Consider the following 13,085-nt stretch of genomic DNA (forward strand, 5'->3'; position numbering starts at 1 on the left):
TGCGGCCCCTCACGCATTCGCCGCAAACAGGCCCTGTGGCCTGAAGGCGAGGATAAGGGCCATGACGATGTAGATCAGCATGGAGGCGAGCGCCGCACCGACGGTAGCGGCTTCGGAATTCGGCATGAACAGGCCGAAGAAATGCGGCAGCAGGAACCGGCCAAGTGTCTCTGTCAGTCCCACCAGAATGGAACCGACCAGCGCACCCTTGATGGAGCCGATGCCGCCGATGACGATGACAACGAAGGCGAGGATCAGCACTGGTTCACCCATGCCCACCTGCACTGACTGAAGCGCGCCGACCATGGCGCCGGCCAGACCGGCAAGCGCGGCGCCCAGCGCGAAGACAAGCGTGTAGAGCGTGCCGATGTCGATGCCGAGCGCGCCGATCATCTCGCGGTCGGATTCACCGGCGCGGATGCGCATGCCAAGCCGCGTCTTGCCGATCAGGAGATAAAGCCCCACGGCCACCGCAATGCCCACACCGATCACTGCAAGACGGTATATTGGGTACTGCGCGCCGCCGGGCAGATGCACCGCGCCTGAAAGAAGCTGCGGAATGTCGAGATAGAGCGGGAAGGAGCCGAACACCCAGCGCGTGCCTTCCGAAAAGATGAGGATCAGCGCAAAGGTGGCGAGCACCTGATCGAGATGATCTCGATGGTAGAGCCGTCTGATGACCAGGATTTCAACGAGCGCGCCGGCGGCGGCAGCGGCGGCAAGACTGGCGACAAGGCCGAGCCAGAAGGAGCCGGTGGCCGCGGCCACTGTTGCACAGGCAAACGCGCCGACCATAAAGAGCGAGCCATGGGCAAGGTTGATGAGACCCATGACGCCGAAGATCAGTGTCAGGCCGGCGGCCATCAGGAACAGCATCACACCGAACTGCAGGCCGTTCAATATCTGCTCTATGAGGAGGGTGAGGGTCACGGGGGATTTTCGCCGTCTGGTTTTGAGGTGGAGCGCTGCCTAGAGGCCTCCCTCTCCCCGTTCACGGGGAGAGGGTGAGGGTGAGGGGCTGCGCCATGATCTGCAAATATGGGCGCCCGCCCCTCATCCGCCTGCCGGCACCTTCTCCCCGCCAGCGGGGAGAAGGAGGCTGTCCTACATCTTGCACTCGGCCGCGTAGGCGTCCTTGTGGTCGGTGAATGCGGTGGCCACGATCTTGTTGGTCAGCGTGTCGCCGTCCTTCACCACCTCGCGGACGTAGAAATCCTGAACCGGGTGATTGTTGGTGTTGAAGGAGAACTTGCCGCGAACGGAATCGAAATCCGCCTCCTTCAGCGCTGCGCGGAAGGCGTCCTTGTCCTTCACGCTTGCCTTTTCGGCAGCGGAAAGGATGAGGTTTGCCGTGTCATAGGCCTGCGCGGCATAGACGGAAGGCAGGCGGCCATAGGCTTCCTTGAAACCTTCGACAAAGGTCTTGTTGGCCTCGTTGTCGAGATCATAGGCCCATGACGCGGCGTTCTTCACGCCAAGAGCTGCATCGCCAATAGCCGGCAAAACATCCTGGCTGAAGGAGAAGGCCGGTCCCATCAACGGAAGGTCGACACCAGACTGTGCATATTGCTTGGTAAAGGCGACACCCATGCCGCCCGGCAGGAAGATGAACACCGAATCCGCACCCGAGGCGCGGATCTGTGCGATCTCAGCGGCATAATCCGTCTGACCGAGCTTGGTGTAGACCTCACCGGCCAGCTCGCCCTTGTAGAAGCGCTTGAAACCGGTCAGCGAATCCTTGCCGGCCGGGTAGTTGGGCGCCATGATGAAGGTCTTCTTGAAGTCCTTGTTGGCGGCCTCGCCCATTGCCTCGTGGAAATTGTCGTTCTGATAGGCCACGTTGAAATAGTTGGGGCTGCAGCCTGCGCCTGCCAGCGCCGAGGGGCCGGCATTGACCGACAGATAGATCACGTCCTGCGCTGTCGCCGAGGGCACGACGGCCATGGCGAGGTTCGACCAGATGATGCCTGTCATCAGATCCACCTTGTCGCTCTGGATCATCTTGTCGGCAATCTGGACGGCGAGTTCGGGCTTGCGCGCGTCATCCTCGGTGATGACCTCGACTTCCTTGTTGCCGGACTGCTCAATGGCGAGCATGAAACCGTCGCGGGCATCGATGCCAAGGCCGGCGCCGCCGCCTGAAAGCGTGGTGATCATGCCGATCTTGATCGGTTCGGCAAAGGCATTTCCGGCAACACTTGCCGAAAGTGCAAGCAGGCTTGCTGCAAGTAGCTTCTTCATGAACTGTCTCCCAATCGTTCCCTTGTCATTGACGCCGCTATTTGCGGCTTTGTTACCCGTGCCCGGTTACATGTCCGTGCGGACCCGCCAGAGCTCGGGGAATAGTTCCACATCCAGCATCTTGCGCAAGTAGGAAACGCCGGATGTGCCGCCGGTGCCCCGTTTCAGCCCGATGATCCGTTCCACCGTGGTCACGTGGTTGAAGCGCCAGCGGCGGAAATAATCTTCGAAATCAATGAGTTTTTCAGCAAGCTCGTAAAGCGCCCAATATTCGTCGGGCCGCGCGTAGACCGCCTTCCATGCCGCCTGAACCTGATCGTTGGCCTCGCGCCGTTCGCGCCAGCTTGAGCGTTCTGCGTCCGCACCGATGTCGAAACCGTTGCGCGCCAGAAGCCGCAGAGCTTCGTCATAGAGGCTGGGCTCGGCAAGAATATCTTCGAGACGGGCCGTGATCTGTGGCAGATCGGAATGCGGCTTGAGCATTGCCAGATTGCGATTGCCCGCCAGAAATTCGATGGAGCGATACTGCCAGGACTGGAAGCCCGAGGATTGGCCAAGCGCATCGCGGAACGTCGAATACTCGCTCGGCGTCATGGTGCGCAGCACGTCCCACGCGCTGTTCAACTGTTCGAAAATGCGCGCCACGCGGGTCAGCATCTTGAACGCGGGGCGCAGCCGGTCTTCGGCAATGGCCGCGCGCGCGGAGCGGATCTCGGTGATGGCAAGCTTCATCCATAGCTCGGATGTCTGGTGCTGGATGACGAACAGAAGCTCGTCGCGCGCTTCGGACAGGGGCTCCTGCGCATCGAGGATTTTGTCCAGATGCAGATAGTCGCTGTAGGACATGGGCGGCTTGATCTCCGCTGCCCTGTCGTCGTCGAGCTCCGGCTGGCTTGTCATGGTCAGTTCTTCTCCCGCAGGCGGAAACGCTGGATCTTGCCCGTTTCGGTTTTCGGCAGGGCATCCAGAAACTTGATGGAACGTGGATATTTGTAAGGTGCGATGGTCGCCTTCACATGGTCCTGAAGGCGCTTCACGGTCAGGTCGTCGCGCGCGACGCCTTCAGCCAGAACCACATGGGCCTCGACAATCTGTCCGCGTTCCTCGCTTTCAGCGCCGATCACGGCGCATTCCATGACGTCGGCATGGGCAAGCAATGCCGCCTCCACCTCGGGACCGGCAATGTTGTAGCCGGCGGAGACGATCATGTCGTCGGAGCGGGCTGCGAAATGGAAGCGGCCTTCTTCGTCCTGATAGAAGCTGTCGCCCGTGAGGTTCCAGCCGTTGCGCACATAGTCCTTCTGTCTGTCGTCGGCGAGATAGCGGCAGCCGGTCGGCCCCCGCACGGCCAGACGCCCCGTCTCGCCGCGCGGCAATTCGTTCATCTCTTCATCCACGATGCGCGCTTCATAGCCGGTGACCGGGCGGCCCGTGGTGGCCGGATGGCGGTCGTCGAAGCGGTTGGAGATGAAGATATGCAGCATCTCGGTCGCGCCGATACCGTCGAGGATCGGCTTGCCGGTCTTCTCCGTCCACGCCTCGAACACCGGGCCGGGCAGGGTTTCGCCAGCCGAAACGGCAACGCGCAGCGAGGAAAGATCCGCACCCTCGTCCATCGCCGCCATCATGGCGCGGTAGGCGGTGGGGGCAGTGAAGCTCACCGTGGCGCGATACTTTTCGATGATCTCGATCATGTTGGGCGGGGTTGCACTTTCGAGCAGCGTCGCCGTTGCACCGAAACGCAGCGGGAAGATTGCCAGACCGCCGAGCCCGAAGGTGAAGGCGAGAGGAGGCGAGCCGACGAACACGTCGTCGGGTGTGACCTGCAGCACTTCCTTCGCATAGGCGTCAGCGATGATCAGCAGATCGCGGTGGAAATGCATGGTCGCCTTGGGCGTGCCGGTGGTGCCGGACGTGAAACCCAGAAGCGCGACATCGTCACGGCCGGTTTTGACGGCATCGAACTGGACCGGCTTGTCGAGGGCGATGCGGTCGAGCTCGGCGTCGAAATTGGCGGTGCCGTCGAAGCCGACCACTTTCTTGAGGAACTTGCTGTCCTTTGCGCAGGCGACGAGCTCGTCCTTGATGCGTGTGTCGCACAGGGCGAGGCCGATCTCGGCCTTGTCGACGATCTTGGCGAGTTCGCCGGCACGCAGCATCGGCATGGTGTTGACGACGACCGCGCCCGCCTTGGTGGCGGCCAGCCAGCAGGCCACCATGGCCGGATTGTTGGCCGAGCGGATCAGGATGCGGTTGCCGGGCTTGACGCCGTAATCCTCGACCATTGCGTGGGCGAGGCGGCTCGTCCAGTCGGCCAGTTCCTTGTAGGTGCGGCGGCGGCCATTGCCAATCAGCGCCACGCGGTCGCCGAAACCGCGCTCCACCATGCGGTCGGTCAGTTCAACGCCGGCATTCAGATAGTCGGGATAATCGAAGCCATCGAGAAGGAAGGCCGGCCATTGGTCTTCCGGCGGGAGATTGTCCCGCGCAAAGGTGTCGGTATGACCTGTTGGTCCGAGCATGTTTCCTCCCTATTTCACCATTTGCCGTGCGATGACGACCTTCTGGACGTCTGATGCGCCCTCATAGATGCGCAGAGCCCTGATCTCCCGGTACAGGCTCTCCACGATATGCCCGCGGCGCACTCCGTCGCCGCCGTGGATCTGCACTGCCTTGTCGATGACCTGTTGTGCGCGGTCGGTGGCGAAAAGCTTTGCCATTGCCGCTTCGCGGGTCACGCGCGGCGCGCCCATATCCTTGGTCCATGCGGCGCGATAGATGAGAAGGGCCGCAGCATCCACATCCAGCGCCATATCGGCGATGTGGCCCTGCACCATTTGCAGATCGAAGAGCGGCGCGCCGAAGAGCTCGCGGCTGCCGGCACGGTCCAGTGTTTCATCCAGCGCGCGGCGCGCAAAGCCGAGTGCGGCCGCGCCGACTGTCGAGCGAAACACGTCGAGCACCGACATGGCGATCTTGAAGCCTTCGCCCGGCTTGCCGATCATGGCAGAGGCAGGCACCCGCACATCGTTGAAGGAAAGCCGCGCAAGCGGGTGCGGCGCGATCACGTCAAGGCGCTCTGCGACTTCCAGTCCCGGCGTGTCGGCGGGGACGAGGAAGGCGGAGATGCCCTTCGCGCCCGGCGCTTCGCCGGTGCGGGCAAAGACCGTGTAGAGATCGGCGATGCCGCCATTTGAAATCCAGGTCTTTTCGCCGGAAAGCACATAGTCAGCGCCAGCGCGGGTGGCGGTCATGTCCATATTGGCGACATCCGAGCCCGAGCGCGGTTCAGAAAGGGCAAATGCCGAGATCGCCTTGCCGGCGCGGGTCCTGTCGAGCCATTGCTGCTGTTCGGCTGAGCCGAACAGGCTGATCGCCCCGGTGCCGAGCCCCTGCATGGCGAAGGCGAAATCGGCCAGGCCATCATGGCGGGCGAGTGTCTCGCGTGTGAGACACAGCGTGCGCACGTCGAGCGGGCCGGGATTGGCCGTATCGAGCGCGGTGGGTTTGAGGAAACCGGCTTCGCCGAGCCGGCCAACGAGGTCACGGCAGGCAGCGTCCACATCGCCGTGGTCGACGGGGAGGTTTTTTTCGCACCATGCGTCGAGTTTTTCGGCCCAGTCGCGGTGGCGCTGTTCGAAGAAGGGCCAGTCGAGGAAGGAGCGATCAGGCATCAATCCCCCTTAAACACCGGTTTTTCTTTGGCTACGAAAGCGCGGTACGCCCGTTCGAAATCCTTTGTCTGCATGCAGATGGCCTGGGCCTGGGCTTCTGCCTCGATGGCCTGTTCAAGACCCATCGACCATTCCTGGTTAAGCTGGGTTTTGGTGATGCCATGGGCGAAAGTCGGACCGGAAGCGATGCGCGACGCCATGTTCAGCGCCTCGGCCTCCAGGGCTTCCGCAGCCACGAGCCGGTTGTAGAAGCCCCAGCGCTCACCCTCCTCAGCGCTCATGGAGCGGCCCGTGTAGAGCAGCTCCGCCGCCCGTCCCTGGCCGATGATGCGGGGCAGCATGGCGCAGGCGCCCATATCGCAACCGGCGAGCCCGACGCGGGTGAAGAGGAACGCCGTTTTCGCCTCCGGTGTGGCAAGGCGAATGTCTGAAGCCATGGCGATGATCGCGCCGGCCCCGACCGCCACGCCATCAACAGCCGAAATGATCGGCTTGTTGCAGGCGATCATGGCCTTGACCAGATCGCCGGTCATGCGCGTGAAGGCGAGCAGGCCCTTCATGTCCATGTCGACCAGCGGACCGATGATGTCATGCACATCGCCGCCCGAGCAGAAATTGCCGCCATTGGGCAGGAACACGACCGCGTCCACATCATCCGCGTAGGGCAGGGCGCGGAACGTGTCGCGCAGCTCCGCATAGGATTCGAAGGTGAGCGGGTTCTTGCGGTCGGGCCGGTCAAGCTGGACCAGCGCGACGCTGCCTTCCATTCGCCAAATGAAATGCTGTGGCTTTAAACCCGCCATGTCGCTCATACCCCGCCCTCCCAGTTGCTTTCGAACGATTTCAGGGTTCCCGCGAGTGCCCGTGCTTCGTCTTCGGGCAGATTGCCGAGAAGCTCATCGACCCAGCGTTCATGCGCCTCGGCCATCGCGGAAAAGGCTTCCTTGCCGGCTGGCGTCAGCCGGATGATGGATGTGCGGCGGTCGCCGTCGCGCTTGGTGCGGCTGGCCAGACCATCCGTTACCAGACGCTCGACAATGCCCGTCACATTGCCGTTCGAAACGAGCAGGAAGCGCGAGATGTCGCTCATCGCCATGCCTTCGGGGGCGCGGTCGAGGGCCGACAGCACATCGAAGCGGGGCAGGGTCGTGTCGAACCGGCTTTTGAGTCGTTCGCGCAGAACGGCTTCGATCAGACGCGAGGCACGCAGGATCCTGATCCACAGACGCAGGCGTTCCTTCGCCGGTGCCCCGGTTCTCACGGATGCCAGGGGAGCGCTTACCATGTTTCACCTCCAGAAATGGATATCGACTGGCCGGTGATCGATGAAGCCTCGGGGCTGACAAGCCACAAAGCCGCCGCCGCCACTTCACCTGGCTGGATCAGCCGGCCGTGGGGATTGGCTTCGACGAAGCCCTTTCGGGCCTCCTCGTGGCTGCGCCCGGTCTTCTCGACCACGCGCTCGATGGATTCTTCCAGCATCTCGGTTTCGACATAGCCGGGGCAGATCGCATTCACCGTAACGCCGGTCTTCACCAACTCGACGGAAAGCGCGCGCATCAGACCGATGACACCGTGCTTGGATGCGACATAGGGGGCGACATAGGCATAGCCCCTGAGGCCCGCGACCGAGGCAATGAAGATGATGCGTCCGCTGCCGCGTTTTGCCATGGGAGAAAGGGCGGGCTTCACGCTCAGGAACGCCCCGGTCATGTTGACGTCGAGGATGCGATTCCAGTCTTTGAGCTTCGTGCGGTGGGCCGGCGCGCTGGAGGCCGTGCCTGCATTGGCAATGACAATGTCGAAGGGGCCACACGCGGCTTCCGCCGTCTCATAGAGCGCCAGCATGGAGGCTTCGTCCGTCACATCGGCAGTCTGCGCGTGGATGCGTTGATGCTGTGCGGCTACCTTTTCCAGCGGTTCGGCGCGCCGCCCGCAGATCGTGACGTCAATGCCGGCTTCCGCGAGGGCAAGCGCGACGGCTTCACCAACGCCGGTTCCGCCGCCTGTTACGAGTGCGTGGCGTGAACTTGTCATTGTGCTGGCCTTTTCCTTGAAGTTCGGCGATGCCCCTCATCCGCCTGCCGGCACCTTCTCCCCGCGTGCGGGGAGAAGCACGAAGCGGCGACGTCTATGCCCCCTTCTCCCCGTGCGCGGGGAGAAGGTGAGGATGAGGGGCAGAGCCGGCATTCGGAAAACATCGTCACACCTTCCCTGTCATCTGCTCGGCCCGCTCGGCAAGCCGGTAGAGCTGATCGCGGCCTGGCAGATAGGGATCCGGCCACGTTACGCCCTTGTCGCCAAGGGTGGCGGCAGCATGCAGCGTCCAGTAGGGATCGGCCAGATGCGGGCGGGCGAGGCAGACGAGATCGGCCCGCCCGGCCATCAGGATCGAGTTCACATGGTCGGGCTCATAGATGTTGCCGACGGCCATGGTCGCCATGCCGGTCTCGTTGCGGATGCGGTCGGAGAAGGGCGTCTGGAACATGCGGCCATAAACGGGGCGGGCGCGTTTCGAGGTCTGGCCCGCCGAGACGTCGCAGATGTCCACACCCGCCTCCTGCAGCATGCGGGCGATCTCCACGGCCTCTTCCGGTGTCACGCCTTCATCACCCACCCAGTCATTGGCCGAAATGCGCACCGAGATCGGTTTGTCGTCAGGCCAGACGGCACGCACCGCATGGAAGATTTCCAGCGGATAGCGCATCCGGTTTTCACGGCTGCCGCCATACTCATCCGTGCGCCGGTTGGTGAGTGGCGAAATGAAGGAGGAGAGGAGATAGCCATGGGCGCAGTGCAGTTCGATCATGTCGAACCCGCAGCGCTCGGCCATTTGTGCTGCCGAAACGAACTGGTCGCGCACCATGTCCATATCGGCGCGGTCCATGGCCCTGGGCGTCTGGTTTTTCTCCGACCAGGAAACCTCGGAGGCAGCCAGAAGCGGCCAGTTGCCCTCTTTCAGCGGTGCATCCATTTCCTCCCAGCCGAGCTGGGTCGAGCCCTTCGGTCCGGAATGGCCGATCTGGGCGCAGATCTTTGCATCGGTTTCCTGATGAACGAAATCGACGATGCGCGTCCATGCGGCTTCGTGTTCGGGCTTGTAGAAACCGGGGCAGCCGGGCGTGATGCGTCCCTCGGGGCTGACACAGGTCATCTCGATATAGACGAGGCCGGCGCCGCCCTTGGCGCGCTCGCAATAGTGCACCATGTGCCAGTCGGTCGGGCAGCCGTCGACGGCCTTGTACTGGGCCATGGGCGAGACCACGACGCGATTCTTCAGCGTGAGACCGCGCAGCCTGTAGGGCGCGAACATGGGCGGGCGGGCAGCGTTGTCTTCCGCACCGGCCTGCTGCTGGAACCAGCCTTCGGCGTCCGAGAGCCATTCGGGATCGCGCAGGCGCAGGTTCTCATGACTGATGCGCTGCGAGCGGGTGAGCAGCGAATAGTTGAACTGCACCGGATCGAGATCGAGATAGCGCTCCACCTCCTCGAACCATTCCAGCGAGTTGCGTGCCGCCGACTGAAGGCGCAGCACTTCCAGCCGCCGTGCGTCCTCGTATTTCTCGAAAGCCTCTTTGAGCGTCGGCTCGGTATGGAGATATTCTGCCAGCGCAATGGCACTTTCGAGCGCCAGCTTGGTGCCCGAACCGATGGAGAAATGGGCGCTGGCGGCGGCATCGCCCATCAGCGCGATGTTTTCGTGCGACCAGCGCTCGCAGAGCACGCGCGGGAAGTTGATCCAGGCCGACCCGCGAATGTGGTTGGCATTGGTCATCAGGCTGTGCCCGCCCAGATGGTCCTTGAAGATCCGCTCGCAGACCGCGATGGATTCCTGCTGGCTCATCTCGCCGAAGCCGAATTTCTCCCAGGTCTCGGGTCCGCACTCGACGATGAAGGTCGCGGTGTCGTCATCGAACTGGTAGGCATGTGCCCAGACCCAGCCATGCTCCGTCTTCTCGAAGATGAAGGTGAAGGCATCGTCGAATTTCTGATGTGTGCCGAGCCAGACGAACTTGCATTTGCGAACATCGATGTCGGGCTTGAACACGTCTTCGAAGGTGGCGCGGGTCTTCGAATTCAACCCGTCTGCGGCCAGCACCATGTCATACTCGGCCATGAAGGGGCGGGGGTCGTCGATCTCGGTCTGGAATTCCAGCTTGATGCCGAGCTCGCGGGCGCGCTCCTGCAGGAGGATGAGCAGGCGCATGCGTCCGATGCCGCAGAATCCATGGCCGGTGGAGAGGGTGCGCACGCCCTTGTGAACCACGGCGATGTCATCCCAATAAGCGAAATGCTCGCGGATGCGCTCGGCGCTCACCGCATCGTTCTCTGCCAGATTGTCGAGCGTTTCGTCGGAAAGCACAACGCCCCAGCCAAACGTGTCGTCGGGCTTGTTGCGCTCGAAAACCGTGATGTCGTGCGCCGCATCGCGCAGTTTCATGGAGATTGCGAAATAGAGGCCCGCCGGCCCACCGCCGAGAATTGCGACTTTCATGCTCGAGCTCCTTCCTCCCAGGATCGCTCTACGCCTGGCTTTGTGAGCTTGGAGCATTGCACCGGAATGACGACATTTCAAGTATGAAATTTTAAGGTTGAAATATGTTCGTCACCCGCGCAGTCTACACCACGCATTGCCATGTTGACAGAGTGTGTGTGCATAGCCGGATAATACCTGTCCGCGTGCGCGAAGGGAGGATTTTCCGTGTTCTATCGCCAGGTTCTGGATTGGGACGATGCATACGCAAATGGCGCCAATATTCCGCAGGGTGATCGCTGGCCCGACGCCTGGGTGGAGCCCGCGCGTGCCTATCGTGAAGAGCTCTCCGCTGCCGGCCGAGCCGAGCTCGACCTCCCCTATGGCGATGGTGCGCGCAACCGCTTCGATCTGTTCCTGCCGGAGGGCAGGCCTGCCGGGCTGGTGGTTTTCATCCACGGCGGTTTCTGGCTGAAGCTCGACAAGAGTTTCTGGTCTCATCTGGCTGCCGGCACGGTCGACAGCGGTTATGCGGTGGCGATGCCTTCCTACACGCTGTGCCCTGAAAATTCGATTTCGGGCATCGTGCGCGAAATTGGTGCGGCGGTATCCGTAGCCGCAGAGCGTGTTCAGGGCCCGCTCGTCTTGACGGGCCATTCCGCGGGCGGGCATCTCGCCACGCGCATGGCGTGCGAAACCTCACCGCTGCCGGAAGAGGTGCGGGCACGGCTGCGCCATGTGCTTTCGATCTCCGGTGTGCACGATCTGCGTCCGATGATGAGCACGGCCATGAATGAAGGTTTGAGGATCACGCCTGAAGAAGCGCGGAGCGAAAGTCCGGCGCTGCTTCAGCCTCTGCCGGGTGTGCGCCTCACCTGTTGGGTTGGGGCTTCGGAGCGGGCCGAGTTTCTGCGCCAGAATGCCCTGCTTGCAAACATCTGGGTTGGGCTCGGTGCAAACACCGCAGCTGTGGAAGAACCGGACCGCCATCATTTCGATGTCATTGACGGGCTTGCGGATTCGGACCATCAGATCGTTCGCTGTCTGTTGACAGCGTAGCGCGATGGGCCAAGTCTGGCCGCAACCTGATTTGAACCATGCTCCATGGAGCCCCTATGAGACCTGTTTTCGTTCAACTGCGCTGCAAGCCCGGCAAGACCTATGAGGTTGCCGACGAGCTCTACAAGCGTGAGATCGCCTCGGAGCTCTATTCCACCAGCGGCGACTATGATCTTCTGATGAAGGTCTACATCGATGATGGTGTGGATATTGGCAAGTTCGTCAGCGAGAACATTGCCAATGTGCCGGGCATCCGCCGCTCGCTCACCACGTTGACGTTCAAGGCATTCTGAATCAACAAACGCCTTGGCGCGGCGTCCGGCTTGCGATACGAACCGACTGTCTAAATCGGTTCGCATATGGGAGGCGGTGGTGAAACGATCCAGAGTGAATGAGATTCTGCGCGAAGGCGAGGCGTTCATACGCTCCTTCGGCTATGTCATGCCGCCTTTTGCGGATTGGACACCGGACGAGATGAAAAGCCGGCGCGGGTCGATTGACGGCATCGTCGATGCCAGTCTCGGCTGGGACATCACCGATTACGGTGGCGGTGATTTCGACCGGCGCGGCCTGTTCCTCTTTACGGTCCGCAACGGCAATCAGGACGACCTGAAACATGGCCGCGGCATGCTCTATGCCGAGAAAATCATGATTTCCCGTCGCGATCAGCTCGCCCCGATGCACACGCACGCGCTCAAGGCCGAAGACATCATCAACCGCGGCGGTGGCACGCTCTGCATCGAGCTTTTTGCCTCCGATACCGAGGGCAATCTCGACCGGTCCGCGCCCGTCAGTGTGCCCACGGATGGGGTGATGCGTACCGTGGATGCGGGTGGTGTGCTTCGCCTTCAACCCGGTGAAAGCGTCACGCTTCTGCCGGGTGTGTGGCATGCTTTCTGGGGCGAAAAGGCGGATGTGCTGATTGGCGAGGTATCGACCGTCAATGACGATGTGACCGACAATATCTTTCACGAGGACATTCCGCGCTTCTCCAGGATCGAGGAAGACGAGGCCCCGTACCGCCTGCTGGTTTCCGACTATCCGGATTGGCTTTAAGGGAACCCATCCACTTCAGACCCGTTGCCATCGGACGCAGAAAATGTTTTCTGCCCGGCGAAGACACGGGATCTTGTCATGATTTTGAGCACCACTGGACGGACACCACTCGTGGATGCCGGACGTTGCAGCTTTGTTGCACTCGCGCTGGTAATCGCACTCGGCCTGAATTCACCGCTATCCGCGCAGGGATTGCAGAGTGAAAAGGCAATTGATGCAATCGTCGGATCGAAGGTGAAGACCGAAGAGGTTGGCGCGGGCGCAGCGAGCGAACGCGTCGTCGCGGCGATAGACGCCACGGCAGAAAACGCCGAACGTGTGCGCAAGACTTTCTCGCTTGATGAGATCGACATCGTTTTCCTGCCCGACCTCGAGGATGACGGCAATGACATCGGTGAGGCCATCGCGAAACACGAGAACGAGATCACGCTTCTGCGCGAGTCCATTGAGGGTAGCGCGCTTTTTTTTCACGCGGTGGATTCACGATCCATTCAGCTTCGGGATGTTGTCGCACTTGAATATGCAGACAATGGTGCGGTCACAATCTTCGTGAAGGGGGGCGCCAACGGCAATTGATTGCG

The 13,085-nt window shown here is 61.8% G+C and carries 13 protein-coding genes; 4 read left to right on the forward strand and 9 right to left on the reverse strand.

Going from position 1 to position 13,085, the window contains the following annotated elements; all coding sequences use genetic code 11:
- Positions 1-9: 9 nt before the first annotated feature.
- From AB2N04_RS03255 to AB2N04_RS03295, 9 genes are all read right to left on the reverse strand, one after another.
- A complete protein-coding gene (locus tag AB2N04_RS03255) occupies positions 10-930 on the reverse strand; it encodes a branched-chain amino acid ABC transporter permease (RefSeq protein ID WP_367717013.1) in 921 nt (306 codons plus the stop codon).
- 174 nt (positions 931-1,104) lie between these two features.
- On the reverse strand, positions 1,105-2,241 hold the full coding sequence (locus tag AB2N04_RS03260) for an ABC transporter substrate-binding protein (RefSeq protein ID WP_367717015.1): 1,137 nt from the start codon (positions 2,239-2,241) through the stop codon (positions 1,105-1,107).
- Positions 2,242-2,307: 66 nt separating this feature from the next.
- Positions 2,308-3,141, reverse strand: a complete 834-nt coding sequence (gene kynA / locus AB2N04_RS03265) for a tryptophan 2,3-dioxygenase (protein ID WP_367717017.1) — start codon at positions 3,139-3,141, stop codon at positions 2,308-2,310.
- A 2-nt stretch (positions 3,142-3,143) separates the two neighbouring features.
- Positions 3,144-4,763 carry an AMP-binding protein gene (locus AB2N04_RS03270; protein WP_367717018.1) on the reverse strand — a complete coding sequence of 540 codons (1,620 nt, stop codon included), beginning with the start codon at positions 4,761-4,763 and terminating at the stop codon, positions 3,144-3,146.
- A gap of 9 nt (positions 4,764-4,772) precedes the next feature.
- Positions 4,773-5,915 (reverse strand): acyl-CoA dehydrogenase family protein, encoded by a 1,143-nt coding sequence (locus AB2N04_RS03275; RefSeq protein WP_367717019.1) that lies wholly within the window; start codon positions 5,913-5,915, stop codon positions 4,773-4,775.
- Positions 5,915-6,727 carry an enoyl-CoA hydratase family protein gene (locus tag AB2N04_RS03280; RefSeq protein ID WP_367717021.1) on the reverse strand — a complete coding sequence of 271 codons (813 nt, stop codon included), beginning with the start codon at positions 6,725-6,727 and terminating at the stop codon, positions 5,915-5,917. The genes AB2N04_RS03275 and AB2N04_RS03280 overlap by 1 nt, the downstream gene beginning before the upstream one ends.
- Positions 6,724-7,200 carry a MarR family winged helix-turn-helix transcriptional regulator gene (locus AB2N04_RS03285; protein WP_367717023.1) on the reverse strand — a complete coding sequence of 159 codons (477 nt, stop codon included), beginning with the start codon at positions 7,198-7,200 and terminating at the stop codon, positions 6,724-6,726. The genes AB2N04_RS03280 and AB2N04_RS03285 overlap by 4 nt, the downstream gene beginning before the upstream one ends.
- Complete coding sequence (locus AB2N04_RS03290; RefSeq protein WP_367717025.1) at positions 7,194-7,952, reverse strand: SDR family NAD(P)-dependent oxidoreductase; 759 nt, start codon at positions 7,950-7,952, stop codon at positions 7,194-7,196. The genes AB2N04_RS03285 and AB2N04_RS03290 overlap by 7 nt, the downstream gene beginning before the upstream one ends.
- Positions 7,953-8,118: 166 nt before the next feature.
- Positions 8,119-10,410, reverse strand: a complete 2,292-nt coding sequence (locus AB2N04_RS03295) for a bifunctional salicylyl-CoA 5-hydroxylase/oxidoreductase (protein WP_367717027.1) — start codon at positions 10,408-10,410, stop codon at positions 8,119-8,121.
- Between the two features lie 207 nt (positions 10,411-10,617).
- Here AB2N04_RS03295 and AB2N04_RS03300 point away from each other — a divergent pair, with 207 nt between their 5' ends.
- From AB2N04_RS03300 to AB2N04_RS03315, 4 genes are all read left to right on the forward strand, one after another.
- The gene (locus AB2N04_RS03300; protein ID WP_367717028.1) at positions 10,618-11,448 is read left to right on the forward strand and encodes an alpha/beta hydrolase; all 831 of its coding nucleotides are present in this window, start codon (positions 10,618-10,620) and stop codon (positions 11,446-11,448) included.
- A 56-nt stretch (positions 11,449-11,504) separates the two neighbouring features.
- Entirely contained in the window at positions 11,505-11,741 is a 237-nt protein-coding gene (locus tag AB2N04_RS03305) for an Lrp/AsnC ligand binding domain-containing protein (RefSeq protein WP_007010700.1), read from the forward strand.
- A gap of 79 nt (positions 11,742-11,820) precedes the next feature.
- Positions 11,821-12,504 (forward strand): D-lyxose/D-mannose family sugar isomerase, encoded by a 684-nt coding sequence (locus AB2N04_RS03310; RefSeq protein WP_367717030.1) that lies wholly within the window; start codon positions 11,821-11,823, stop codon positions 12,502-12,504.
- 78 nt (positions 12,505-12,582) lie between these two features.
- Complete coding sequence (locus AB2N04_RS03315; RefSeq protein ID WP_367717032.1) at positions 12,583-13,080, forward strand: hypothetical protein; 498 nt, start codon at positions 12,583-12,585, stop codon at positions 13,078-13,080.
- The last annotated feature ends 5 nt before the right edge of the window (positions 13,081-13,085 follow it).

Origin of the sequence: Nitratireductor sp. GISD-1A_MAKvit, from assembly GCF_040819555.1 — a bacterium.
GTDB lineage: Bacteria > Pseudomonadota > Alphaproteobacteria > Rhizobiales > Rhizobiaceae > Nitratireductor.